The organism is Silvimonas iriomotensis (assembly GCF_014645535.1).
Taxonomy (GTDB): Bacteria; Pseudomonadota; Gammaproteobacteria; order Burkholderiales; family Chitinibacteraceae; genus Silvimonas; species Silvimonas iriomotensis.
This window is the reverse complement of sequence record NZ_BMLX01000001.1, coordinates 271,098-297,723: the sequence shown is the minus strand read 5'-3', so window position 1 is coordinate 297,723 and position 26,626 is coordinate 271,098. Positions and strand designations below refer to the sequence as shown.

The window sequence follows — 26,626 nt, the reverse complement described above, 5'->3', positions numbered from 1 at the left end:
AATCATCAGGCATAGATTATTGCTATCGTCCTTTTGCCGCCCACAAGTGGGACAACACCACCAGCCGGCAAGTGCCAGTCATATGTACACCCCGCGACGGCACAAACCGGCTTGCCGCAAGGCTTGCATTCAGCGCTGAATAGCTGCGGGCAAGGTCGTCAGCCAGGTGAGCACGGCACCCAGCACATCCTGCAGGTAGGGGTCGGGTTCGTTGAAGAGTTCGTGATAGTGCTCGGCAAACTCATGCAGCGTGACCACGCCAGCCGGGGCATTGGCGGCAAACGCGCGGCTGCCGGCGGGGTCAACCAGTTCATCATCGCCTGCCACCAGCAACAGCGTGGGCACCGTCAGATCATGCACTTCAGAAAGTACCCGGTTGCCGGTGGCCAGCAGAAAATGCGCCAGTCTGGGAGTCATTCTGGCGTGGCGCAGCGGATCGACCAGAAAGGCCTGCCCTACCGCAGGATCATGCGACAGCTTGTGATTGGGAAATTTGCGGCGCATGGGCAAACGCGGCACCGTGTGCGCCAGCGCCCAGGCCAGCGCCTGTACCGGTTTGCCCAGCCATGTGCGCAACGCGGGCGAGCTCAGGATCAATCCAGCCGGCCGCACCCATTTGCCGGTAACTGCCGCTGCCGCAACGAGACCGCCCATGCTGTGGCCCAGCAATAGCGGCGTAAAGCCCAGTTCGGCCTCCCAGGCGTTGAACTGGCTGCGCAGGTCATCCAGCAGCATATCGGCATGCAGCAGCGAGCCCCGCGCGCCGGGGCTATTGCCGTGGCCATAGTGGTCATAAATCCGCACGGCGTAACCATGCTGGTTGAACCAGCGGGCGACGTGCTCGTAACGGCCGCCATGCTCGCCCAGGCCATGGGCAATCATGATGGCTTTGCGGGCATTGGCCACTGGCCAGTTGTACTGGTACAGCGTGTGTTCGGGTCGGGTCATGCGGTGATTGTAGTCCGCAATATGCGGACGGGATGCAGATGACCTAGGCATGGCCGTTGCGGCCTGGGCATTGAAACGCAAGTCAGATCATGCTGGCAGCTGCAGCGCCATTGAAACGCAGACCCGGTCACGCTTGCAGACATAAAAAAACCCCGGCGTGGCCGGGGTTTTCTGTTGCGTCAGGCTTAAGCAGCTTAGTGCGCGCTCTGGCCTGCCGTGCCTTCATCCAGCGCACGGATTTGCTCATCTTCTTCCTGGTGCGCAGCGGCGTTGTGGTCAGCGGCCAGCATCATGTAAATGGCCGGAACCACATACAGCGTGAACAGCGTACCAATGGCGATACCGGTGGCAATCACCAAACCCATGTTGTAGCGGCCCAGCGCGCCAGCACCCGAGGACAGGATCAGCGGCAGCACGCCCAGCACCATGGCGGCGGTGGTCATCAGGATCGGACGCAGACGGATACCGGCGGCATCTTCAATGGCCTTGCGCTTGCTGTGACCCAGCTTTTGCTGCTGGTTGGCAAATTCCACAATCAGGATACCGTGCTTGGAAATCAACCCGATCAGCGTCACCAGACCCACTTCCGAGTAGATATTCAAGCTGGCGCCGCCAATACCCAGCGAAACAAAGATCATGGCACCGCAGATCGACATCGGCACGGACACCATCACGATCAGCGGATCGCGGAAGCTTTCAAACTGCGCCGCGAGCGCCAGGAAAATGATGATCAGCGCAAACACGAAGGTCACGATCAGCGCGCTGCTTTCCTGCACAAACTGACGCGACTGGCCGCCGTAGTCCACGGTATAGCCTTGCGGCAACGTGTCTTTGGCAATGCCCTGCATGGTCTGGATCACCTGACCCACCGTCACACCAGGGAACGGCACGCCAGAGATCGTGGCGGAGTTCATCTGCTGGAAGTGGTTCAGCTGCTGCGGAATCACTGTCGTCTTAACCTTGGCCACGGTCGACAGCGGAATGGTATCGCCGGTCGAAGTGGTGATGTGGTAATCGAGCAATTGATCCGGGTTCAGACGGTCGTCGCGGCCCACTTGCGGGATGACCTTGTACGAACGGCCAGCCAGACTGAAGTAGTTCACATAGCCACCACCCAGCGCAGCACCCAGCGAGTCACCCAGGTCTTTCATCGACAGACCCAGTTGCGAAGCCTTGTCGCGATCAAAGCTGATCTCGGTTTGCGGCTTGTCGTACTTCAGGTCAACGTCCATGTAGATGAACACGCCGCTGGCACGGGCCTTGGCCATCATCTCTTGCGCCACTTCGTTCAACTGCTGGAAGTCATTGGTCGTGTTGATGACGAACTGCACCGGCAGACCACCACCACCACCTGGCAGCGGCGGCGGCTGGAAGGCCGCAGCTTGCGCACCGGCGATCTCGCCCAGCTTTTGCTGAACCTGCGGCTGGATCTTGTCCGCCGTGGTTTTACGCTCATCCCAGGGCTTGAGCACCATACCGCCAATGGAGGTATTGAGACCCGACACACCGGTCAGCTGGAAGACGTGGTCCGTCTCCTTGAAGCCCTTGAAGATGTTGAAGACCTGGACTGCGTCTTGCTGGGTCTGCTTGAGCGAGGCATTCGGCGCGCCCGTGCTCATGGTAATCACAATCCCCTGGTCTTCCTGCGGTGCCAGTTCGCTCTTGGAGGTAATGAACAGGAAGTAGATGCTCACCAGGATGATCAGCGCGAACACACCCACCACCGGCAGATAGTCCAGCGAACCACGCAGCGAACGCTCATAGCGGTTACGCAGTTTTTCGAACTGCTTGTCCAGCCATTGCGCCAGCTTTTCCGGGTGTTCCGGGTCATGCGGCTTCAAAAAGCGGCCGCACATCATCGGCGACAGGGTCAGCGCGATGATGGCCGACACACCTACGGCCCCCGCCAGGGTAAAGGCAAACTCGGTAAACAGCGCGCCAGTCAGGCCGCCCATGAAACCGATCGGGACATACACCGCAATCAGCACGACCGAGATCGCGACGATCGGGCCGGCCAGTTCACGCGCGCCCTTGATGGCGGCCTGGAATGGCGACAAGCCTTCTTCAATGTGCCGGTGAACGTTCTCCACCACGATAATCGCGTCATCGACCACCAGACCGATCGCCAGCACCAGCGCCAGCAGGGTCAAGAGGTTAATGGTGTAGCCCAGCGCCAGCATGATCATGAACGCGCCGATCAGCGACAGCGGCATGGCGATCACCGGAATGATCACGGAGCGGAACGAGCCGAGGAACAGGAAAATCACCACGGTCACGATCAACAGCGCTTCGCCCAGGGTCCAGATCACTTCATGAATGGCGCTGTTCACGTATTTCGTGGCGTCATACACGATGGTGCCCTGCAGCCCTTCCGGCAACTGGCTTTGCACATCCGGCATGGTCTTGCGGACGTTGTCGATCACGGTCAGCAAGTTGGCGTTCGGCGCCACCTTGATCCCGATATACACCGCCTGCACGCCGTCAAAGCCCACCTGGGTGTTGTAGTCTTCCGACCCCAGCGAGACATTGGCGACATCAGACAGACGCACAATGGCGCCGCCCTTTTGCTTGACGATCAGGTTGTTGAACTCGTCAGCAGAATGCAGACCGGTATCGGCCGTCAGGTTCACCGTCACCATATTGCCGTCGGTACGGCCCACGGCAGAGATAAAGTTGTTGGCCTGCAAGGCGTTGGAGACATCCGCAGCCGTCACGCCATAGGCGGCCAGCTTTTTGGGGTCGGTCCATACGCGCATGGCAAAGCGGCGCTCACCCAGGATTTCCGCCTGTTGCACCCCGTCCACGGCTTGCAGCTTGGGCTGCACCACGCGGATCAGGTAGTCGGTGATCTTGTTGGGCGGCAAGGCCTTGCTGTAAAAGCCGATGTACATCGAGTCGATGGTGTCACCGACCGAGATGGCAATCACCGGCTGCTGCGAGCCCTGCGGCAACTGGTTCAGCACCGCGTTCACCTTGGAGGTGATTTCGGTCAGCGCCTTGTTGCCGTCGTAGTTCAGTCGCAGGTTAGCCGTAATGACGGAGCTACCCTGTGTACTGGTCGAGGTCATGTAATCAATGCCCTCGGCCTGGGCAACAGAGTTCTCCAGCGGCGTGGTGATAAAGCCAGCCACCAGTTCCGGATCAGCGCCGGTATAGGTGGTGGAGATCGTGATCACCGCGTTTTCGGTCTTGGGATACTGCCGGATCGGCAACAGATCCAGCGAACGCAAACCCAGCACCAGAATCAGCAGGGAGAGCGTGGTCGCCAGCACGGGCCGGCGTATGAAAATATCGGTAAAGCGCATCTGGCTAACCTCAGTAATCTATCTGCGTCATGCAGACAGAGAGCCTTTCTGCCCCGACGGCGTACTTGTGGTGCGCCGCCAGGTCTTGCTGGTCAGGAACAGGCTGCGACCTGCGCCGCAGCCCGCGACATCATTCCTCGTTACCCACTTGCGGATTGGGGTTGTCGGACGGTGCCTGCTTGTTGTTCACAATGACCGTGCTGCCATTCTTGAGCTTGTGCTGACCGCTGGTGACCACGTAGTCGCCCTCTTTCAGGCCACCGGTAATCGCCACCTGATCGCCACGGGTCTGGCCCGCAGTCACGAAGGTTTGCTTGACGGAGAGCTCTTGCTTGCCGTCCTTGTCCTTGCCTTCAGTGATCAGGAATACCACTTCACCGTACGGGTTGAAGCTCACGGCTGTTTGCGGCAGCGTCAGGTACTTGATCGGCTCTTGCGTGGACACATTCACGGTGGCAAACATGCCCGCCAGCAGATCACCCTTGGGGTTGCTGACCGACGCTTCGACCTGGATGTTGCGGGTCGACGGATCAACCTTGGCATCAATCGCCGTGATCTTGCCGGTGTAGTTGGCCTTCGGATTGGCATCGCTCTTGACGCTGATGCTCTGGCCGATCTTCAGCTGTTGCAGCGCTTGTTGCGGCACCAGGAAGTCCACGAGGATCGGGTCAACGGTCTGCAGCGTCGCCAGCTTGTCGCCCGGGTTGATGTACTGACCCGGATTGACGGTGGTGATACCCACCTTGCCCGCGAACGGCGCACGGATCACTTTCTTGGCGATCACGGCTTGTTGCTGGGCCACGAGCGCGTTCTTGCTGTTCAGGTCGGCTACGTCAGCATCTACCACGGCTTGCGCCACGGCCTGGGCTTCGAGCTGGGCTTTGTCGCGCTTGAGGGTGGTGGCAGACAGATCAGCCGAAGCCTGCAGCGACTTCAGTTGCGCCACTTCGGTATCGTCATTGAGCTTGACCAGCGGCTGACCCGCTTTCACGAACGTGCCCGACTGCAGCAGCACTTCGCGCACCTGGCCGGCTACTTCGCTGGACAGATCAACACCGCGCACGGCGCGCAGCGTACCCACGGCGGACAGCGTCGGTTGCCACGGCTGCACACCCACGTGGGTTGCAGTCACGGTCACCGGCGGTGCTTTGTTCCCGCTCAGGTACTTCTTGATCATCATTCCCTTGAAGACCTGGAAGCCAAAAATGCCCCCAAAAATCACCCCGACAACAACCAGCATGATAATCATGCGCTTGGTCATACAAATTCTCCCCGAAGGCTTGGGTACTACGATTACGGATTCTTTCCCGGACGGATACAGCCTGATTGGCCGTACCCGGCTCCACCAGTCATGACAGGTTTGCTCTTCCCGTCACGACACGTCGTGTCACGTATTGATTGATTGCTACTGTATTCAGCCGCCAGCAGCCGGTGCGCTCGCGGCGTTGGCCACGGCGGTATCGGCCTTGACCGGGCCACCCACAGACTGGAACAGTGCGGCGGTATCGGTCAGCCGTGCAGCGCTGGCCGTCCACATGTTCAACTGGGTTTCCTGGTACTGCAGTTGCGAAATCAGCAATGCGGCAAACGAGGTGCCACCCAGCTTGAAACGTGCCTGGGTAAAGTCCAGCGAACGCTTGGCCGCATCGGCCGCATCCACGCGCGCTTGCAGCGCTTGCGCATCCTGATCCAGCGCCTGCAGGCTGTCAGACACATTCTTGAAAGCGTTCAGCACCACCTGGCGATACTGCGCCAGGGCGGCATCCAGCCCGGCTTCTGCCGCCCGCTTTTGCGCGCGCAGCGAACCGCCATGGAACAAGGGCTGGGTCAGACCCGCGCCAATGCTCCACAGACCATCATTGCCAAAGCTGACCGTATTGAAGCTTTGCGAGGCCAGACCCAAAGAACCGGTGAGGGTGATCTTGGGGTACAGATTGGCCGTAGCGACACCTACCTGGGCGGTTGCCGCATGAACCAGCGCTTCAGAGGCCTGGATATCCGGACGGGCGCGGACCAGCTCAGACGGCAGGCTGACCGGCAGATCGGTCGGCAGGTGCAGGTCTTCCAGCGCCAGTTCCGGCGTACCGTTATCCGGCGTGCGGCCCAGCAATACCGCCAGTTGCGTGCGCGACTGGGCCAGCGACTTGTTCAGGTCAGGCAGCGACGCCTTGATGGTGGCCACTTGGGTTTGCTGGGTGGACACATCGGCTTGCGATACCGCACCCAGCTTGAATTGCTTTTGCAGGATATCCAGCTGGGACTGCTGCAGGTCGATCAGCTGCTTCGTCACCTCAACCTGCTTGCGCAGCGAGGCCTCGGTAATGGCTGCAGTGACGATATTGCCCGCCAGCGTCAGGCGCGCGGCTTCCAGCTGGAATTGCTGCGAATCGACTTGCGCGGCAGAGCTTTCCAGCTCGCGACGATTGCCGCCAAAAACATCCAGCGTGTACGACACATTCACCGATGCGTTGTACAGGTTATAGATATACGACCCACCCGCATTGGACGTCGCCGCAGAGATGCGATTACGCGACGCGCTCAAAGAACCGTCAACCTGCGGGAAGACAGTTGAACCGTACTGGGCGTTATAGTTTTCCTGAGCCTGACGCAACGTGGCTTTCAGTTGATCCAGGTTAGGGCTGTGCGACAGGCCTTCCGCCACCAGCGCATTGAGTTTTTCAGAGCCAAACAGCGTCCACCAGTCATCCTGGATCTGGCCGGCCACAATCTGCTGGGCAGCGCCATCAAGACCTTTGCTGCTGGCCGTTTGTGCAGCAACAGGCACCTGGTTGTAACGCTGGGCGGCCGGGGCATCCGGCGATTTGAAGTCAGGCCCGACCGCACAACCGGCGATCATGGCGACAAGGGGAACGACGAGAAAACGGCGAGGCACTACACGCATCATGACAATCCCGAAAGTACGATCAGCCCGGCTGGAGTGCTTGGGTAAAGCCCAGATCAGCAGAGGAACAAAACCGGCAAGCGGCTTGCGCCTGACCGACATTGCGACAGCGGGCACGCGATCAGCCCGTAATAAGAACAGCATCATAATGAGTCAGTTGGGGCGCGTCTAGACTGTACCGTCCAGCAAATATATTTTTATTGATTATATTTTTGGGGATATGACTTGCAATCTGGCGAAATTTCTGTGCAAGCGGATGTAACACCGGTGACACACACCCCCGCCCTGCCCGCCAGCAACCCGCCAGATATCTACATTAAACGGGGGCACTCAGGAAAATCCTTAGTGGCTTGCCCGGCACATTCGCCCAAGAATGAGCAGACCAATTCAAACAATCGTTTTAATATGTAGCACCCGGCCAGACAACTACACTGCGCAAGGCCGGCAAATACATGATGCGAGGATTCTGCAATGGCTGCCTACCCACACTTGCTGCAACCGCTCGACCTGGGCTTTGTCACGCTGCGTAACCGCGTGCTGATGGGCTCCATGCATACCGGGCTTGAGGAGCAGCACGACAGTCTGTCGGCACTGGCCGCGTTCTACGCCGAGCGCGCCGCAGGTGGCGTGGGCCTGATCGTGACCGGCGGCATTGCCCCCAACGCGGCCGGCCAGATTTACGCCGATGCAGCCATGCTGAACGACGCTGCCGCCGTAGCGCGCCACCGCGAAGTCACCCACGCCGTACACGCTGAAAACGGCCATATCTGTTTACAGATCCTGCACGCCGGCCGCTATGGCTATCACCCCGAGTGCGTGGGCCCCAGCGCCATTGCCTCTCCGATTTCCGCCTACACGCCACACGCGCTGACCGATGCCGAAATCCACAGCACCATCGCCGACTTCGCCCACACCGCCACCCTGGCGCAACAAGCCGGGTACGACGGCGTGGAAATCATGGGCTCGGAAGGCTATCTGCTGAACCAGTTTCTGAGCCTGCACGCCAACCAGCGCGATGACGACTGGGGCGGCAGCTTTGCCAACCGCATGCGCCTGCCGCTGGAAATCGTCAAAGCCGTGCGCGCTGCCACCGGTGACCACTTCATCATCATTTTCCGGCTGTCGATGCTGGATCTGGTCAAAGACGGCGGCACGCTGGCCGAGGCCATCGAGCTGGCGCAAGCGCTGGAAGCCGCTGGCGTGACCATGATCAACACCGGCATTGGCTGGCACGAAGCACGTATCCCGACCATTGCCGCCGCCGTGCCGCGCAAGGCCTTCAGCTGGGTGACGGTGCAAATCCGCCCGCATGTGAAAGTGCCGCTGATCGCCGTGAACCGCATCAACACACCCGAGATTGGCGAGGACATCCTGGCCAGCGGCATTGCCGACATGGTCTCGCTGGCGCGCCCGCTGCTGGCCGATTCAGACTTCGTCAATAAAGCTGCCGCCGGCAAAGCTGACGAAATCAATACCTGTATTGCCTGCAACCAGGCCTGCCTGGACCAGATTTTCCAGGGCCAGGCCGCCAGTTGCCTCGTCAACCCGCGCGCCTGCCGCGAGACGGAATGGATCATCAAACCCGTCTCTACCCGCCGCCGCGTCGCCGTCATTGGCGCCGGCCCGGCCGGTTTGTCCTGTGCCACCACGGCCGCAGAACGCGGCCACGACGTCACCTTGTTTGAAGCCGGCGACGCGCTGGGCGGCCAGTTCCGCATTGCCAGCCAGATTCCGGGCAAAGAAGAATTCAAGGAAACCCTGCGCTACTACAGCAAGCTGGTCGAACGCCGTGGCGTGAAGGTAAAACTCAATACCCGCGCCAGCGTGGATGATCTGGCCGGCTTTGACGACGTCGTCATCGCCACGGGCGTACAACCGCGCGAACCGGCCATTCCAGGCATCGACCACCCCAAAGCCGTGCGCTACCCCGATGTACTGCATGGCAAAGTGACGGTGGGCCAGCGCGTTGCTATCATCGGCGCCGGCGGTATTGGCGTGGATACGGCGGTGTTCCTCTCAGAACAGAACGAAACGCACCACGAAACCGACATTGCCCGCTATCTGGCTGAATGGGGTATCGACCAGACCATTACCGCCCCCGGCGGCCTGATCGCCCCCGAAGGCCACACGCCGACACGCGAAATCTGGCTGCTGCAACGCCGCCCCGGCAAACCCGGCGCCGGCCCTGGCAAAACCACCGGCTGGATTCACCGCCTGACGCTGCAGCACCGCAAGGTCAACCTGGTGGGCAGCGTGGAGTACCTGCGCATTGATGACGCCGGTTTGCATATCCGCGTGAAGGATGAAGAACAATGTCTGCCGGTGGATCATGTGGTGATCTGTGCCGGTCAGGAACCGGTGCGCGATCTGTTTGACGCGCTGACTGAACGCGGTGTGAAAGCGCATCTGATTGGCGGCGCAGAAGAAGCGCGGGAGATTGATGCGCGGCGCGCGATTGCTGGTGGGATGAAGGTGGCGATGGCGTTGTAATCTAGTTGGTTTTTGGGTGGGTTTTTGAAAGAGGCCTGGCGGGTATGCCGGGCTTTTTTTATGGGGTGTGGTGGTAGAAAAGCGTGTGTTAGCGCCTGACGGCGCGGGGTTGAAAGGCTTTTGATACCCGGGGTGCCGGGCCCACCCTACTTTCTTTGCTTCGCCAAAGAAAGTAGGCAAAGAAAGGCGACCCCAGCCGGGCGGCCCTCCGGGCTTCCCTCGGTTGGTCGGGAGCCTAAGGTCTCCCTCCACGCCCTCGGCGCTTGGCTTTAATGGGGGAGGAAAGTCAAAAGCAGCGGCAACCCCAAAAAGCAACGGCAAACGCCACGACAACGACAAAACCTGAAACCTGAAACCTGAAAGCAACGGCAACGGCAACGGCAACGGCAAATTCAACACGCGCCCCCACTGACTCGTCATTCCGGACCTCGGCGGCCCCCTTGGCCGGAATCCAGCTGCGGTGCTTGCAAGTGCCACAAGATCAACGCGAGACATTGGTGATAATCCGCCGAAAGCAGCCCGCTGGGCTGCAGGCTGGATTCCTGCCTTCGCAGGAATGACGAAGTGGTGGGCTAAACCCGTCATTCTTGCGTGCGGATGGTTTGCGGGTTTGGGGCTGCTTCTGAAGTTGCTTTTGAAGTTGCCGTTGATTTGCGGGTTGCCGTTGCCTTTGACGTTGGACCCCTTGACTGCGCCGAGCATCGCAGCGAAGTCCGGGGTTTCGGCGTAAGGGTGTTTGAGCGAAGCGAGTTCCCTGGAGCCAGCCGGACTTTGCGAGAAGCGCAGGGAACCCGAAGGGCGCCGTCGCAGGGGTCGCCTTTTCTTTGGTTACTTTCTTTTGGCGAAGCAAAAGAAAGTAACGTGCTCCGGCCACCGCCGGTATCAAAACCACCGCGCCGTCAGGCGCTAACAACCGCAAAGACCCCACACCAGCACCCCAACGCCAGTCGCACAAACCACACTCCACCCACAACCACCTTTGACAACCCCACCCCCCAAAGCGCACAGTAGCGCCTCCACCCCCAACCACAGGAGCACCAAAAGATGCGTAAAACTGATCTTGCCCTCCTGTCGGTCAACGCCTGAGCGGGCGCTCTGTCTTTACCCTGAACTGAAGTCCTGCTGCTGTTGTCCGCCTGCCATCACGCATTGCGTGTTTCTGGCATGTGACGGCATGCGCTGACAGCCCGCCACGATTTCTCGCCCACCTTGGGCATGGCCGACCTATCCCCTATCTCGTTGCTGCGCGATCAATGCGCAGCGTGCGCCTGCGCGCGTCGCGGGCAGACCGGAACAGGAATGACGGACACCATGCTTGAAGTCGCTTTCGACTATCCGCAACTGCAATCGATTGGCCTGAACCAGACCGTGGTCAATCAGCTTTACACTCTTGATGAACAACCCGCCCTGCCCGCCGCGCTGTTGCGTGTGACGGAGATCCAGCGCGACTGCCTCACGCTGCATGACGGACACGAAGAACACAACGCCCGCGTTCTGCCCAGGCTGGCCGAGGCGCTGCATGCCCGGGCCACGGCGCTGGCGGTGGGCGACTGGGTTATCGCAGAAACCAACGCCCTGGGAGAACGCTGGGTTTGCCAGCAATTGCCGCCCGCCACCCACCTGGCTCGGCGTGCCAACGATGGCCGGCGCCAGCCGCTGGCCAGCAATGTCGATACGGCTTTGCTGGTCATGGGGCTGGACATGGACTTCAACCCGCGCCGGCTGGAGCGGTATGTCGCGTTTACCCGCGCGGCGGGCGTGACGGCGGTGGTCGTCCTGACCAAGGCCGATATCAGCCCGGATGCGCAGGACAAACAGACCCTGCTGCAGACGCGCTTGCCGGCCGATACGCCCATCCTGGCCATCAACGGGCTGGATGCGGCCACACGGCAAATGCTGGCGCCGTGGCTGGGCGCAGGCCAGACGCTGGTGGTGCTGGGCAGTAGCGGTGCGGGTAAATCCACCCTCACCAACACGCTGAGCGAGGCGGAGATGCAAGCCACTGGCGGCGTACGCAAGGGCGACGGGCGCGGGCGGCACACCACCACGGCGCGCTCGCTCCATCGTTTGCCTGGCAGCGCGTGCATCATCGACACCCCCGGCCTGCGCACCTGGCGGCCTGATACCGATGAAGCCGGCATCAACGCCGGGTTTGACGATATCGAGCAACTGGCGGCGCATTGTCATTTCCGGGATTGCCAGCACCAGGACGAACCCGGCTGCGCAGTGCGCGATGCAGTTTCGCCCGACCGTCTGCACAACTATCACAAGCTGATCCGTGAGGCCCGGCGAGGCCAGCAGACGGCGCTGGAACGCAAGGCAGAAACCGCGCGCTGGAAAGCCATTGGCAAGGCCGGGGCGGCCCGTAGCCGGGAAAAACGCGGCGGCTAAGCCTGAACCACACGGGCGCGCTGCGGGCGCGCCCTTCTTTTGCACAAATGGCCTGTTGCAATGGGCCAGACTTGATGAATAATCAACAAATGAAAATCAGCACTGAAGAATTGCTGGCGTTTGTCACGGTTGTGGACACCGGGTCCATCACCGGCGCCGCACAGCAACTGGACCAGACCACGTCCGGCATCAGCCGGGCGCTCACCCGGCTTGAGCAAAAACTGGCCACCACCTTGCTTAACCGCACCACGCGGCGACTGGAACTGACCGAAGAAGGCCGCCTGTTCCTGGCCAACGCGCGCAGGATCATCGCCGCCATTGACGACGCCGAAGAAGAACTGGCCGTGCGGCGGGAACAACCGGCCGGGCGCTTGCGTGTCAACGGGGCGTTTCCGTTCATCCTGCATGTCATCGTGCCGCTGGTGGCAGAGTTCCGCGAGCGCTATCCGGGCATTGCGCTGGAACTGAACGCCAGCGATACCATTATCGACCTGCTGGAACAACGCACGGATATCGCTATCCGCCACGGGCAATTGCAGGATTCCTCGCTGCATGCGCGGTTCATGGGGCACACCCGGCTGCGGGTGCTGGCCGCGCCGTCGTATCTGGCCCGGCAAGGTACGCCGGAACACGTCGGGCAACTGGCCGATCATTCTTTGATCGGGTTCAGCCAGCCAGAGTCGCTCAACACCTGGCCACTGCGCCACGCCGAGGGGGATGGTTACACCATCACGCCGGCGCTGGTGTGTTCCAGCGGCGAATCCGTGCTGCAACTGGCCGAACAAGGCAATGGCATTGTGTGCCTGTCTGACTTCATGACCAGCAAGGCCAGAACAGCCGGCAGGCTGGTTGAAGTGCTGCCGCATTTCACCATGACCACCTTCCAGCCCATTCATGCCGTGTATTACCGCAACACCGGTTTGTCGGCGCGGATTCGTTGTTTTCTGGACTTTCTGGGTGAAAAGCTGCCAGGCATGTTGTGAACTGCACCGCAGCGGTCGGCGCAGGTCAACGGCGGTGCCTGGGTGTCAGGGTAAACTGGCAGACTTCTACACAAAAACAAACCAAAGAGGACGACATGAAAACCAGAACCCTGCTCATCGCCGCGCTGCTCACACTCACGCTGGCGGCCTGCAGCAAAGTCACCGCCGAGAACTACGCCAGAATCGATACCGGCATGGCCCGCGCTGACGTGGTGAAAATTCTGGGTGAGCCGGATAAAACAGAAAGCAGTTCGCTGCTGGGGATCAGTGGCGAAAACGCGGTGTGGGAATCACGCGGGACCGTGATCACGCTGCGCCTGGTCAACGGCGTAGTGCTGACCAAAGACCTGCAAAAGCACTAAGCACCGCCAGCCACTCCCCCGCCCTCACTGGACGGCGCGGCCTGTTTTTCTGCGCCGCGCCGGTCTAGCCTGAGTCATGCCCGCCTGATGGAGTTCCGGCATGACCCGCCATCCCGCCACACCAGACCCGCTGAACCAGCCACGCCCGCTGGACGACTACAACCTGTTCCTGGCTGATCTGCCGCTGCGCGAGGCACTGGCGGCGGAGTCTCCCGGCAACGATTACAGCCAGTTGTTGACCCGCCTGGGCGCGCGACTGGGTACGCCAGAGGCCTTTGAACTGGGCCGGCGCGCCAACCGCCACGGCCCGGAGCTGCTGCGGTATGACGCGGGTGGCCGGCGTATTGATCGCGTGGATTTCGACCCCGCCTGGCATCGGCTGATGACCGAGGTCACCGCCAGCCGCCTGCACAACGGCCATTGGGGCGATCCGGATGATTCTGCGGTGGCGCGCGCAGTGCGCTTCATGTTGCACGCGCAGGTCGAGGCCGGCACTTTGTGCCCGGTCACCATGACCTACGGCGCCATTCCGGTCTTGCAGGGCACCATCATGGCCGAGCGTGGCCCCTGCGCGGATTGGCTCTCGCCCCTGCTCTCACCGCTGTACGACCCGTCCGACGCCCCGGCGCCCGCCAAGCGCGGCGTGTTGATCGGCATGGGCATGACCGAGAAACAAGGCGGTTCCGATGTCCGCGCCAATATCACCGAGGCCGCACCGACTGGTGATGGCATGTATCGTATCAACGGCCACAAGTGGTTTTTCTCAGTCCCGCAAAGCGACGCGCATCTGGTGCTGGCGCAAGCTGCGGGCGGATTATCGTGCTTCTTGTTGCCGCGCGTTTTGCCCGATGGTCAGCGCAACGGCATTGTGTTGCAGCGGCTTAAGGACAAACTGGGTAATCGCGCCAACGCCAGTGCAGAAGTTGAATTCAGCAACGCCCTGGGATGGCTCATTGGCGAGGAAGGCAAAGGCGGCCGCACGATTCTGGAAATGGGCAGCCACACGCGGTTTGATTGCGCCCTGGGCAGCACCGGCCTGATGCGCCGGGCGCTCTCGCTGGCGCTTGACCATGCGCGGCATCGGCATACCTTTGGCAAAAGGCTGGTTGAACACCCGCTGATGGCCTGCGTGCTGGCAGATCTGGCACTGGACCTTGAAGGCTACACCGCGCTTTTGTTGCGCCTTGCCCGCTGGCGCCGCCCGCAAGCCGAACCGCATGAACAAGCGCTGGCCCGGATTCTGACGCCCGCCGCCAAATACCTGATCTGCAAACGTGGCGCCGGGTTTGTGGTCGAGGCCATGGAGGTACTGGGCGGCAATGGTTATATCGAAGAAAGCGACTTGCCCCGCATTTACCGCGAAATGCCCGTGAACGCGATCTGGGAAGGCTCAGGCAACATCATGGCGCTGGATATCATGCGCGCGCTGGCCAAAGAGCCGGACACGCGTGACGCGCTGGAGAACTGGTTTGCCCCGCTCTCTCGCGCCCACCCCGCGTTTGCAGTGGCCTCCACCATCATCGGGCCTTTGCTGGCCACGCCGGAAGATCACCGCATGCGCGATCTGGCCGAGCGCATGATCAACCTGGCGTGCGCTGCAGTTTTGCTGGAAAACGGCAATGCGGCGGTGGCTGATGCCTGGTGCCACGGCCGGCTGAACGCCACGGCCAGCCAGTACGGCGCCCAGGTGCGGGAGGTGCACTTGTTGCTGGAGCGCGCGTTGCCCCGGTTCTGAAGCCGCCGCTTGTCCCCGCTTTATGCACGTACGACAAGATCAGCACAAACGGTGACATAAACGGGCGTGAGAAAATGACGGCGGTTTAATACACTGTTTCATAGTGTTGATTATTTCTTTTGCAATTTCTTACCTGCTGCCTCGACCCCAAGCTGACACCATGTCGGAATAAGGGCCGGCATATGCCATGCGCGCCCTGACCGCCTTTTATTACAGGCAAAAGCCTGATCTTGCTTCCGCCGCTTTCCTGGTGGTGGCGTTTCTCACCGGTACTGCCGGTGCGTTACAAGTCCCTACACTGAGCCTGTTCCTGAGCAATGAAGTCGGTGTGCGTCCCTTGCTGGTCGGCACCTTCTACACGGTCAGCGCCATCATCGGCATTCTGATCAGCCAGTGGCTGGCGCATCACTCCGACAAGGGCATCAACCGCCGCATGCTGATTGTGTGGTGCTGTTTGCTGGGCATGCTGGGCTGCGTGCTGTTTGCGTTTGATCGCCACTACCTGTTGCTGATTACCGTCGGCGTGGTGCTGGGCAGCTTTGGCGGCACCGGCAACCCGCAAGTGTTTGCGCTGGCGCGTGAGCATGCCGACCACTCCGGCCGTGAAGCCGTCATGTTCAATTCCATCATGCGGGCGCAGATTTCACTGGCCTGGGTCGTCGGCCCGCCGCTGGCCTTTGCGCTGGCGATTGGTTATGGCTTTCCGGCCATGTATCTGGGTGCGGCGGCGGCCTTTCTGGGCTGTGCGCTGATTGTCTGGAAAGTGCTGCCAGACTTGCCCGCACGCAAGCATCACGCCGCCGCCAATGCCCCGCGGGTAAGCTGGTGGCGTGACCCGCAAGTGCGGCTTTTGTTTATTGGCTGCACCTTGATGTGGACCTGCAACAGCATGTACCTGATCACCATGCCGCTCTATATCACGCGGGATCTGGGCCTGCCGGAACGCACGGTCGGCATTCTCATGGGCACTGCTGCGGCGCTGGAAATCCCCGCCATGCTGATCGCCGGTTATTACACGCGGCGTTTCGGCAAACGCAGCATGATGCGTTTTGCCACTGGCGCCGGCGTGCTGTTCTACATCTGCATGACGTTGATCTCCAACGAATACGCCATGATTGCCATGCAGCTGCTCAATGCCATTTTCATCGGCATCATCGCCGGGATCGGCATGTTGTATTTCCAGGATGTCATGCCCGGCCAGGTCGGCATGGCGACCACGCTGTTTGCCACCAGCACGCGGACGGGCTCGATTGTTGCCGGCGCGGTGGCCGGTTCGGTGGCCGAGCTGTGGGGTTATCACGCAGTGTTTTATGTGGCGGTGCTCAGCGTCTGTACCGCCTTGTTCTGTTGTTTCCGCATGAAGGATGTCTGATCCGGCGCCATCCGGCTTGCTGCTATCACAGTGTATGACCTGAAAACGGCCCGCTCTATGCGGGCCGTTTGCTTTGCTGCGATCAATTCATCCCATATTAGACATTAAGTACAATATATTTGATGGCCAGATTATTTTTAGACTTTATTTCCAAATTTGTTTGACAAAAAGATCACTCAACCACTAGATTTGATCAAGACACAGGCAAAACGTTAGACAATTTATACATTTAGTCCAAAAAATCACCAGGAGAGCACCGTGCATCCGAACCCAGCCAGCAAGTACCGCGCATTCAGCCCGATCGCCTTGCCTGACCGCACCTGGCCCAACCAGCGCATCACCCATCCCCCCATCTGGATGAGCACCGACCTGCGCGACGGTAACCAGGCGCTGATCGACCCCATGAATGCCGAGAAAAAGCTGCGCATGTTCCAGACGCTGGTGCAGATCGGTTTCAAAGAGATTGAAGTCGCCTTCCCTTCTGCCTCGCAAACCGACTACGACTTTGTGCGCAAGCTGATTGAAGAGCGGCATATTCCGGATGACGTGACCATTGAAGTATTGACCCAGTCGCGTGAAGACCTGATCAAGCGCAGCGTGGAATCTCTGGTGGGTTCGCGCCGGGCGATCGTGCATTTGTATAACCCCATCGCCCCGGCCTGGCGGCGCATTGTGTTCGACACGGATCGTGAAGGCGTCAAACAACTGGCGCTGGAAGGCACGCGCCTTGTGCGCAAATACACTGAGCAATATCCGGAAACCGACTGGGTTTACCAGTACTCGCCAGAGACTTTCTCTGCCACCGAGCCTGATTTTGCGCTGGAAGTCTGCAATGCCGTCATTGGCCTGTGGCAACCGACACCCGAACGCAAAATGATCATCAACCTGCCGGCCACGGTAGAGATGTCCACGCCCAATACCTATGCCGACCAGATCGAGTGGATGAGCCGCCAGCTGGTCCGCCGCGACAGCGTGATTTTGTCAGTCCACCCGCACAATGATCGCGGCACGGCCGTGGCAGCGGCAGAACTGGCCGTCATGGCCGGCGCGGACCGGGTTGAGGGTTGTCTGTTTGGCAATGGCGAGCGCACAGGCAATGTGGATCTGGTGACGCTGGGCCTGAACCTGTACAGCCAGGGCGTGCATCCGGGCCTCGATTTCAGCCAGATTGATACCATTCGTGAAGTGGTGGAGTGCTGCAACCAGTTGCCGGTGCATCCGCGCCACCCGTACGCGGGCGATCTGGTCTACACCGCGTTTTCCGGATCGCACCAGGACGCCATCAAGAAGGGCCTGGCCAGACAACAGGCCGATGAATTCTGGGAAGTCCCTTACCTGCCGATCGACCCGGCCGATGTGGGCCGCAGCTACGACGCCGTGATCCGCGTCAACAGCCAGTCCGGCAAGGGCGGGGTGAGCTTTGTGCTGCAACAGGAATACGGCTTTGAAATGCCGCGCCGCATGCAGATCGAGTTCAGCCGCGCCATCCAGCGCGTCTCTGACGAGACCGGACGCGAGATCACCAGCTCAGATATCCACGACATCTTTACCCAGGAATACCTGCGTGCCGTCGAACCGTGGACGTATTACGCCCACCATTTGCACAGCGCCAAAAATGGCGGCATTGCCATCACCGCCGATATCGCCCTGGCCGGGCAACGCGTGCAACTGCAGGGCGAAGGCAAAGGCCCGCTGGAAGCTTTTGTGCGCGCACTTGATGGCAAGGCGCATATCGTGGAGTACCACGAGCACTCGCTGGGGAAAGGCGAAGACGCCCGCGCGGCATGCTATGTGGAACTGCGTGTACCGGATGGCCGCACGCTGTATGGCGTGGGCGTGGATAGCGATATCGTCACCGCCGCGATCAAGGCCGTGCTGAGCGGGATGAACCGCGCGGCCAAGGGCTGATGTTTGCCCAACGCGGGCCACAAAAAAGCCGGGCTAACCCGGCTTTTTCTATCTGGTCACGCTGTTGCTGACACTATTGGTCGCACTTGCGGTAACACAGGTGGGTGTCTTCCGACAGCATATGCCCCATCCGTACCCGCTTGGTCTCCAGGTAGTGGATGTTTTCCTTGTTGGGCACCACCTGGTGGATCACCCGCTCTACCACCGGCACGCCAGAGGCTTCCAGCGCAGCCAGTTTTTTGGGGTTGTTGCTCATCAGGCGCACGGATTTGATCCCCAGATCCAGCAGGATTTCCGCCGCGGCATCATAGCTGCGCGCATCTACCGGCAAGCCTTGCGCGGTGTTGGCATCAACCGTATCCATGCCCTGATCCTGCAGCGCGTAGGCCTGGATCTTGTGTGCCAGCCCGATACCGCGCCCTTCCTGGCCGCGCAGGTACAGAAGCACACCCGAGCCCACCTTGCTGATGCGCTCCAGCGCCATCTCCAGTTGCTCGCCGCAATCACAACGCAAAGAGCCGAACACGTCACCGGTCAGGCATTCAGAATGCAGGCGCACCAGCACCGCTTCACGATTGGCGACGTCACCCGCGACCAGCGCGACGTGTTCCACACCATCAAGGTGGGAGCGATAGACGTGCGCCGTGAACTCACCATGTTTGGTGGGCAGACGGGAACGGGCTACAAAGCTGGCCAGTTGCAGGGCACTTTCAAGAGGTTCGCTGGCCTGGATATCGGACATGAGGGAAATTCCACAAGCAGAGTCGGTATTGGAAATCACATATCATGATGGTGCCATCATCGTGATATTCAATACCACGCCAGCATACAGTTGCCGGCGAGTGCTGTTTTTCAAGGAATCTCTATGGATTTACCCGCGCTGCAGCAGCAACTCAGGGACTTTGTCGCCGCCCGCGACTGGGCCCGCTATCACACGCCCAAAAACCTGGTGATGGCCATGTCGGTGGAAATGGCCGAACTAGTCGAGCATTTTCAGTGGCTGACGCCGGAAGAATCGCAGGCCCTGGCGCAAGATGAGGCAAAGCGTGACCTGGTGGAACAGGAAATGGCCGATGTCATGCTGTATATGCTGCAACTGGCCGATGTCATGAACGTGGATATGGAAGCGGCCATGCTGCGCAAGATGAAACTGAACGCCATCAAGCATCCGCCGAAGGTGTGAGGTGTGAGGTGTGAGGTGTGAGGTGTGAGGTGTGAGGTGTGAGGTGTGCCAGAGGGTTGCACAATTGCATCTGGTGTTGCCGGGTTGCCTGCAACCCACCCAATAAAAAAACCGGCGTCAGGCCGGTTTTTTATTGGGTGGGCAGCCGCCACTTACTGCTTTTGCTGCTGCAACAGATCACGAATCTCACGCAAGAGTTGCACGTCTTCCGGTGTCGGCGCGGGCGCGGCCGGGGCGGCTTCTTCTGCGCGCTTCATGCTGTTCAGACCCTTGACCAGCAAAAACACGGCAAAAGCCACAATCACAAAACTGATGGCAATGTTGATGAAATTACCGTAATTGAGCGTGACGGCGCCGGCTTTCTGGGCGGCTTCCAGCGTGGCGTACGGGCCGGGGGTTTTGTCGCTTTCCCTGAGCAGCACGTACAGGTTGCTGAAATCCACTTTACCCAGAATCAGGCCAATCGGCGGCATGATGATGTCTTTGACCAGCGAATCCACAATCTTGCCAAAAGCCGCGCCAATGATCACACCCACGGCCAGATCGACCACATTGCCGCGCATGGCAAATTCTTTGAATTCCTTGAACATGTCCGCTTACCCCTGGTTGAACCTGAAATGAATATGGCATAAAGCCTGCCGGGAAGGCGTCATGCTGTCAACGGCGCCCGCCCTTACCGGCCACGCTTGTTGCCACCTGCCTTTTGCCGCTGCAGGAAACAGGTGATCTCTTCACGGTCGTGATAAAGATGTTTCGCCGTCAGCGTGTAGCGGATACCGGCGGCGTGCATGATCTCGTCGATCAAGCCAAAACAGCGCTCGACTTCGGACCAGCGTTTTTTCATGGGCAGTTTAAGGTTGAACACCGCCAGCCGCGCCTGTCCGTGCGCCACCCATTGCGCGATCAACTGTGCCACGCGCGCGGGTTGTTCGATCATGTCGCACACCAGCCAGTCCACCGGGTTTTGCGGCCTGAACTTGAAACCGTCGGTGCGCATGTGTTTGACGTTGGGGTGAATCGCCATGTCGCCCTTCATGGGGCCGTTATCAATGGCATACACTTTGATCCCGCGGGTAACCAGCTGGTATGTCCAGCCGCCGGGGGCTGCGCCCAGATCAACGCCGGTCATGCCCGGTTTGAGCAGGCTTTCGGCGTCTGGTACCAGCGTCATGAAGGCTTCAGCCAGTTTCAGCGTGGAGCGGCTGGGGGCTTCGGCCGGCATGCGCACGCGTGGAATCCCCATGGGCCAGTCGCTGGCGGCCAGGTTGGGGTCTACCGAGGCGATCACTACCCGGTTCATGGAGGGAAAGAACAAATGCAGGCGAAAGCGCGCATTCGGGTCAATCAGGCCTTGTTCTTGCAGCGCCTTGCTGGCGATATCGCCAAAGCGGCGGCAAAAGCCGGATAGCGGCTTGCCTTCGTCTGAATCCGGGTGTTCCAGCCAGACTTCCTTGAACGATTGCGTCTTGCCAGCCTTGAGCGCATCAATGATCGGCGTCAGCCGGTCCTTGTCGCCCAGTTGCACATCGGCCAGCACATAAAGCATCTGCCGGGCAAAAATCAGTTCTTTGGCGGCGGGCGGATTCGGGTCAGCCTCGCCCCCTTTGCCGGGCTTGAACAAGGCAAAGCCGGGCGCGGTTTCCCAACCCCCCGTCTGGCCGGAGCGGGCTTCCCACTCCTGACGGCAGTCGTTCTCGAAACCGGCCCGGCAATAAAACAGCAGTGCGTGACGCATAGGACTAACCAGCGCAATTCAATTCAAAGGCGCAGGATACCTGACTTGGCCGGGTTCCCAAAAACATCGGGCGCCGATCAGGCCGCCGCCTGCACCGGCAGCGGCACGGTTTTGCTGCCACGCAAGCGCAGGAAATACACGCAGTAGAACGCATCCAGAATCGTCGCGCCGGCGCACAGCACCAGCAGGAACACATCTTTCGGGTAATGCAGCACCATGAAAACCGAGACCAGCAAAGTGCCCAGGCTGCGCAGCCAGGTGATGGTCCAGGCATAGCCGATGGTCGAGGGTTGCTGTACCAGCAAGATCAGGCACAACACGCTGATGATGAACTGGCAGACATAGGCCGAGCGCGCGCCAATGGGCGAATCAATACCGGACAACGACATGCCCCAGTACATGGCAATAAAGAACACCACGGTCGCGCAGACAATGGCGTTGTAGTGGCGCTTGAAAAAGTCGGTGGTGAATTGCTCGCGGCCCAGTTTGAGCACCTGATAAAAGATAAACAGGTCAAACACCAGCCAGGCGCGGTAGGTCCACACCAGAAAAAGGCCCATGTCGGTGTGCAGCGGCACGCCCCAGACGAACTCCCACGCCAGGTTGCTGGCGCCGGCCAGCACGGCCATTTCCACTACGCGGTTGCGGTGCGCCTGCACCAGCACAAACGCATAGGCGACGACCCACAACAGGCAGCCAATGGCAAAGAACGCCAGCTGCGGTGTGGTGTAGATGCTGCCATCAATGCTGATGGTATTGAACAAGGCGGTGGGGTCATTGGCACCGCTGGCGACAATCATCATGAAACGCTCCCTGCTCTTTTTGTTTGTGGGCGCCTGCTGGCGCAGTGGGTGTTACGTCAAACGGCAATGACCTTGCCATCCAGCGCTCAACTGATCATCCTGCAGCCCGGCATGCCTGCATGGCCGGTGCGCCACCGCCAGCAATCCCGCAGCGCGGTTATACGCCTGGTTTATTGCAGCGAACGGCTGCCCCGACCAGTCAGGACTGGATTTCGATCTGTACCTGCGGGCCACTGGCCGGCGCGGGCCGCGTCACCGGATGCAGCGCGGTATCGGGAATGCGGAACGGCACGCCAGGGTCGGCGCTGGCCCAGTGTTTTTGCAGCGCTTCCATCAGCACTTCGCTGTACATCTCGACAAAGCTTTGCGCGGTGTGAGAGCTATCCGCCAGTTTGCGTTTGATGCGAAATACCCAGCGCATCAGATCAATCGCCCAGCTCCACCAGTGTGATTGCTGCAAGCCCAGATAACCGGCAGCGCGGCGGCCCAGCAACACCGCCATCAGGTCAGGTACAAGGCCGTGGGCGATTTCCGGCAATTGGGATTGCAGAAACTGCACATGCGCTTGCGCCAGTTTTGCGCCAGCGGGCGACGGGCCGAAATTGCGGCGATCCAGTGCCTGCCAGAAATCACGGGCGCTGCCGACATCGTCCGGCATGGCTTCGGGGATGATCCCCAGCACGTGGCCAATGGTTTTCCACAGATACAACTGGTCTTCTTCGTCCGCCTTGCTGACCTCGACACCCAGCGTACGCAGGCCCTCGACCGCGATGGTCGAGAACGCCAGCATGGTGCCGGCCAGTTCTTCCTGGTTGATCGGCATGCCCCATTGCTCAGGCCAGGCGGTTTGCGGCCAGCCGCGCGTGGCCAGGGCGAAATGGCGGATGGCGGCGTGCATCAGCCGCACTTTGCGAATGGTCAGCAACCCCTTGCCGCCAGCATCAAGGCCGCCCGGCTCGGCGCTGTTCAGGATAAAGCGCAGCGTTTCAGAAGCGCGGCGCTCAAAACGGTTGGTCAACTGGCCGGTGGCGGCCAGCACCTGCGCCCCGCCCTGCTTGCCGGCGTACAACACCGGCAGCGAGCGGCACATCAGGCTGACGCCAAACTGCAATCCGAATCGGGTAAAAAACGCCTGCGCCCGGTGAATGCGGGCCATGTCTACATCGGCCGGCAAACTGCTGGTGGCATTCAGGTAAGCCAGCAATGGCGCGGGGGTATCCGCGGGCCAGGTCTGATCGGTATCAAGGCGTGCCAGCACATCGTTGGCAGTGGCGATATCGCCGTGAGCGATCAAATGCCGGATGCAATCGTCCGCGAGTGGGTCGGCGGTGCGCTTGAATTCATCCAGCAGAGCATTGCTCCAGACTTGCATGGCATTCCTGACATGTTTTTAAAGCGCCAGATCATAGTTCCACCGCAGAAAAATAACAGCAGCGACATGTATTTGTCGTGTATCCCTGGCGACAAAAGAGACAAAATCGGGTGGTTTTGCATCAATTTCAGGATGAACGTGCGCGCATGGACGACAAAAGCGCCATTTGGCGGGATACTGCGCGACGAACAGCTGAAAATGCCAAAGGCATATCCCGGCAACAGCTTACAAACCAGCATCCAGACCTACCCGAGCCGGATCAGCAGGACACCCACACCAACATGAGCACAAGGCAAGTACGCGGCACAGGCAAAGGCCGCATCGCCGCGTATCTGCTATTGCAGATGCTCTGCCTGCTCGTCTTCGGTCTGGGGATGGCGCCGGCCCGCGCGGTGAATGTCGATGCCGGCACCGCCGGCGTGGAACTGGATAGCGAGCTGAAAATCTGGCGAGACCCTACGCGGGTCGCCACGGTCGAAGAAGCTGACAAAGCTGCCAGTACCGGGAAATTCCATTCTCCCCATGGTCTGATGCGCTCTCGCGGGTACAGCCGCGATGCCTGGTGGTTCCGCTTTGTCATCCGCAACGATTCGCCCGAGGCCATCAATGGCCTGATCGAATACACCGATGGCCTTGTCGGCAGCGTCACGCTGTACAGCCGCCCTGAAGGCAGCAAGGGGCCATGGCAACAGCAGGATTTTCTGAGCAGCCAGGGCGAAGACAACCGCCCGCTCTCCACTATCCGCCCGGTGTTCCGCGAGCCTCTGGGCGGGCTGGAAAGCAAAGAAGTGCTGATGCAGGTGGTGTTCAACGGCCACAACGACATCGCCGGCCCGATCTATTCAGATCTGCGTATCTGGGGCGAGCAGCCGTTTTTCCGCGCCAATAATCATGAGATGTTTTTGCTGGGCGGCATGATCGGGATCATGTTGCTGGTGGCGTTTGGCGCCATCACCGGTTTTGCCGCCACGCGTGACAAGGCGTTTCTGTATTACGGCCTGAACCTGGTGATGCTGACGATCTCGTTCCACAGCGCCACCGGGGTCTGGCCCTTGTTGCTGTGGCATGGCCACTTCAGCTTCAAGCTGCTGTTTTTCTGCAGCGGCATCTACTTTATTTGTGCGGCCCAGTTTGTGCGGCACTACCTGCAGGTTTCGCGCTTTTCGCCCTGGCTGGATCGCGCCTTGCTGTGCATTGTGGCCATCGGCGCTGTCAGCAGCATTGCTGCCTTGCTGGATAAAGAACAGTTTGCGCTCGAAGCGCTCAATATCGGCGGTATCGGCTTTCTGATCTACATTGCCGCCAGCGTGGCCGCCATCCGCAACCGTGTGCCGGGCGCCAAGCTGTTCCTGGCCGCGTGGGCGACGTATTCGGTTTCCTTGACGGTAACCTGGGGCCTGCGTGACTACGGCCTGATCGAGCACGACACCTTCAGCTACCGCTTCATTTTTGTCGGCATTGTCATTGAGATCATGCTGTTCAGCGTGGCGATGGCGCTGCGTGTGCGCGAGTTGCGTCGCCGCAAGGAAGCCGCAGAATCAGCCTACCGCCTGCACCTGATTGCCGAGGCAGAACGGCTTGAATCACTTGTCGCGCAGCGCACCGCAGAACTGGAAACCGCGCGCAGCCAGGCCGAAACCGCCAATCATGCCAAGACCACCTTCCTGGCCCACGTCAGCCATGAAATCCGCACGCCGCTGACGGCCATTCTGGGCTATGTGGAGCGCCTGTCTGACGAGCGCGACCTGCGTCCACACCAGTCGCAATGGCTCTCTCATATTGGCGACAGCGGCGAATATCTGCTGAGCCTGATCGGCAACGTGCTGGATGTGAGCAAGCTGGAAGCCGGTCATATCAAGCTGTATGAAACGCCGATGTCGATCCCGGCGCTGGTACGCCAGCTGCAGGGTTTGTTCCATGAACAGGCCGCACGCAAGGGCGTGGCGTTCGAGATCATCGCGCCAGATCAGGGCTGGTTCCGGCTGGATGCGGGCAAATGGCGGCAGATTCTGGTCAACCTGATCGGCAATGCCATCAAGCTGACCGAAGAAGGCAAAGTGGCCATTCACCTGGCGCATGAAGCACGCCCGGGCCAGGGACACTGGCTGGTGGCCAAGGTTATTGATACCGGGCCGGGCATTTCTGCCAAAGATGTTGAAATGATCTTCACCCCGTTTGAACAAGCTGCCGCCGGCCGCCGCGCCGGGGGTGCCGGGCTGGGTTTGTCGATCTGCCGCGACTTCACCCACTTGATGGGCGGGCATATCGAACTGGACAGCACGCCAGGCCAGGGCTCCACCTTTACCGTCAATGTGCCGGTCACGCCGGCCCAGCCGGTGCATGAATCCAGCCATCACGACTGGCAAGGCGTGCTGAGCGGCCGCAACGTACTGATTGCCGAAGACCAGCCGCTTAACCGTGACCTTTTGAGCGACATTCTGCTCCGGGCCGGCGCCAATGTGCTGAGCGCGGAAGACGGCATTGATGCCATGGGCATCTGGCGGGCCAATCAGCGCATCGACATCATCCTGGCCGACTTCCACATGCCGTTCATGAATGGCGTGCGGCTGGCGCAAACCCTGCGCAAACTGGGTTACAAGGGCATGTTCCTGCTGGTCAGCGCCGGCCACTCGCCCGATCCGGAACAACTGGCCGCCAACGGCGTGGATGGCTGGGTCACCAAACCGTTCACGCGTGATCAACTGCTGCGCGCATTGATCGACAAAACCGCCGTGCCGGCGCAATCGCAATTGCCCGCCACGCTGGAAGAAGCCGCTGCCGCCATGGGTTACACCCTGGAAAAAGCCCTGCCGATTGCCCAGCGCGGCCTTGATCGGGTCAGCATCTTGCTGCAAAACCTGGCCGGCGAAGAAACGCTGGCCGAACGCAGCCGCCATGCGCACAGCGCCAAGGGCATTGCCGGGCAGATCGGCATGCTGAAGCTGATGCGCGCACTGGAAGCGCTGGAACAAAAGCCCGAAGCCATGCAACTGGCGGTCGCCCAGCTTGAACTGGCCGCAGCCAGTGCCATTGTGACCCGTCGTGCGCGGCAACTGGCCGCCGAACCACTGAACGACGAAACCGCCTGAACCCCGCCTTTATCCACCCGTCATGCCGCGCAGGCCATGCGCGCAACA

General features: G+C 60.3%; 19 protein-coding genes. 10 read left to right on the top strand and 9 right to left on the bottom strand.

Going from position 1 to position 26,626, the window contains the following annotated elements:
- Nucleotides 1-129 precede the first annotated feature (129 nt).
- The 4 genes from IEX57_RS01315 to IEX57_RS01300 form a co-directional block, all read right to left on the bottom strand.
- Complete coding sequence (locus tag IEX57_RS01315) at nt 130-948, bottom strand: alpha/beta hydrolase (protein ID WP_188701540.1); 819 nt, start codon at nt 946-948, stop codon at nt 130-132.
- A 194-nt stretch (nt 949-1,142) separates the two neighbouring features.
- Nucleotides 1,143-4,253 (bottom strand): efflux RND transporter permease subunit, encoded by a 3,111-nt coding sequence (locus tag IEX57_RS01310; RefSeq protein ID WP_188701537.1) that lies wholly within the window; start codon nt 4,251-4,253, stop codon nt 1,143-1,145.
- A 130-nt stretch (nt 4,254-4,383) separates the two neighbouring features.
- Nucleotides 4,384-5,514, bottom strand: coding sequence for an efflux RND transporter periplasmic adaptor subunit (locus IEX57_RS01305; protein ID WP_188701535.1), 1,131 nt, complete (start codon nt 5,512-5,514; stop codon nt 4,384-4,386).
- A gap of 153 nt (nt 5,515-5,667) precedes the next feature.
- Nucleotides 5,668-7,155 (bottom strand): efflux transporter outer membrane subunit, encoded by a 1,488-nt coding sequence (locus IEX57_RS01300; RefSeq protein WP_188701533.1) that lies wholly within the window; start codon nt 7,153-7,155, stop codon nt 5,668-5,670.
- A 471-nt stretch (nt 7,156-7,626) separates the two neighbouring features.
- Here IEX57_RS01300 and IEX57_RS01295 point away from each other — a divergent pair, with 471 nt between their 5' ends.
- The 7 genes from IEX57_RS01295 (at nt 7,627) to leuA (ending at nt 18,396) form a co-directional block, all read left to right on the top strand.
- Complete coding sequence (locus tag IEX57_RS01295) at nt 7,627-9,645, top strand: NADPH-dependent 2,4-dienoyl-CoA reductase (RefSeq protein WP_188701531.1); 2,019 nt, start codon at nt 7,627-7,629, stop codon at nt 9,643-9,645.
- A gap of 1,311 nt (nt 9,646-10,956) precedes the next feature.
- Entirely contained in the window at nt 10,957-12,036 is a 1,080-nt protein-coding gene (rsgA, locus tag IEX57_RS01290) for a ribosome small subunit-dependent GTPase A (RefSeq protein WP_188701529.1), read from the top strand.
- A gap of 89 nt (nt 12,037-12,125) precedes the next feature.
- A complete protein-coding gene (locus IEX57_RS01285) occupies nt 12,126-13,019 on the top strand; it encodes a LysR family transcriptional regulator (RefSeq protein ID WP_188701527.1) in 894 nt (297 codons plus the stop codon).
- Between the two features lie 95 nt (nt 13,020-13,114).
- Complete coding sequence (locus IEX57_RS01280; RefSeq protein WP_188701526.1) at nt 13,115-13,381, top strand: DUF3862 domain-containing protein; 267 nt, start codon at nt 13,115-13,117, stop codon at nt 13,379-13,381.
- Between the two features lie 100 nt (nt 13,382-13,481).
- Nucleotides 13,482-15,116 (top strand): isovaleryl-CoA dehydrogenase, encoded by a 1,635-nt coding sequence (locus IEX57_RS01275; protein ID WP_188701523.1) that lies wholly within the window; start codon nt 13,482-13,484, stop codon nt 15,114-15,116.
- Nucleotides 15,117-15,303: 187 nt separating this feature from the next.
- On the top strand, nt 15,304-16,488 hold the full coding sequence (locus tag IEX57_RS01270; RefSeq protein ID WP_188701520.1) for an MFS transporter: 1,185 nt from the start codon (nt 15,304-15,306) through the stop codon (nt 16,486-16,488).
- A 258-nt stretch (nt 16,489-16,746) separates the two neighbouring features.
- A complete protein-coding gene (gene leuA / locus IEX57_RS01265) occupies nt 16,747-18,396 on the top strand; it encodes a 2-isopropylmalate synthase (protein WP_188701518.1) in 1,650 nt (549 codons plus the stop codon).
- 73 nt (nt 18,397-18,469) lie between these two features.
- Here the strand turns inward: leuA and ribA are convergent, their stop codons facing one another.
- Nucleotides 18,470-19,138, bottom strand: coding sequence for a GTP cyclohydrolase II (gene ribA, locus IEX57_RS01260; RefSeq protein WP_188701516.1), 669 nt, complete (start codon nt 19,136-19,138; stop codon nt 18,470-18,472).
- Between the two features lie 123 nt (nt 19,139-19,261).
- Between ribA and IEX57_RS01255 the strand changes: the two genes are divergently transcribed.
- Complete coding sequence (locus tag IEX57_RS01255; protein ID WP_188701515.1) at nt 19,262-19,579, top strand: nucleotide pyrophosphohydrolase; 318 nt, start codon at nt 19,262-19,264, stop codon at nt 19,577-19,579.
- Nucleotides 19,580-19,731: 152 nt separating this feature from the next.
- On the opposite strand, the gene mscL is transcribed toward IEX57_RS01255, so the two are convergent.
- The 4 genes from mscL to IEX57_RS01235 all read right to left on the bottom strand — a co-directional run bounded on the left by mscL (nt 19,732) and on the right by IEX57_RS01235 (nt 23,411).
- Nucleotides 19,732-20,169, bottom strand: a complete 438-nt coding sequence (gene mscL / locus IEX57_RS01250) for a large conductance mechanosensitive channel protein MscL (protein WP_188701512.1) — start codon at nt 20,167-20,169, stop codon at nt 19,732-19,734.
- An 83-nt stretch (nt 20,170-20,252) separates the two neighbouring features.
- Nucleotides 20,253-21,314 carry a 23S rRNA (cytidine(2498)-2'-O)-methyltransferase RlmM gene (gene rlmM, locus IEX57_RS01245; protein ID WP_188701510.1) on the bottom strand — a complete coding sequence of 354 codons (1,062 nt, stop codon included), beginning with the start codon at nt 21,312-21,314 and terminating at the stop codon, nt 20,253-20,255.
- Nucleotides 21,315-21,391: 77 nt separating this feature from the next.
- A complete protein-coding gene (locus tag IEX57_RS01240) occupies nt 21,392-22,117 on the bottom strand; it encodes a transmembrane-type terpene cyclase (RefSeq protein WP_188701508.1) in 726 nt (241 codons plus the stop codon).
- 199 nt (nt 22,118-22,316) lie between these two features.
- Nucleotides 22,317-23,411, bottom strand: a complete 1,095-nt coding sequence (locus tag IEX57_RS01235) for an oxygenase MpaB family protein (protein WP_188701507.1) — start codon at nt 23,409-23,411, stop codon at nt 22,317-22,319.
- On the opposite strand from IEX57_RS01235, the gene IEX57_RS01230 reads away from it, so the two are divergent.
- Nucleotides 23,400-23,774 (top strand): hypothetical protein, encoded by a 375-nt coding sequence (locus IEX57_RS01230; RefSeq protein ID WP_188701505.1) that lies wholly within the window; start codon nt 23,400-23,402, stop codon nt 23,772-23,774. The genes IEX57_RS01235 and IEX57_RS01230 overlap by 12 nt on opposite strands.
- A complete protein-coding gene (locus IEX57_RS01225; RefSeq protein ID WP_188701502.1) occupies nt 23,771-26,578 on the top strand; it encodes a hybrid sensor histidine kinase/response regulator in 2,808 nt (935 codons plus the stop codon). Before IEX57_RS01230 ends, IEX57_RS01225 begins: the two co-directional genes overlap by 4 nt.
- Nucleotides 26,579-26,626: the final 48 nt, after the last annotated feature.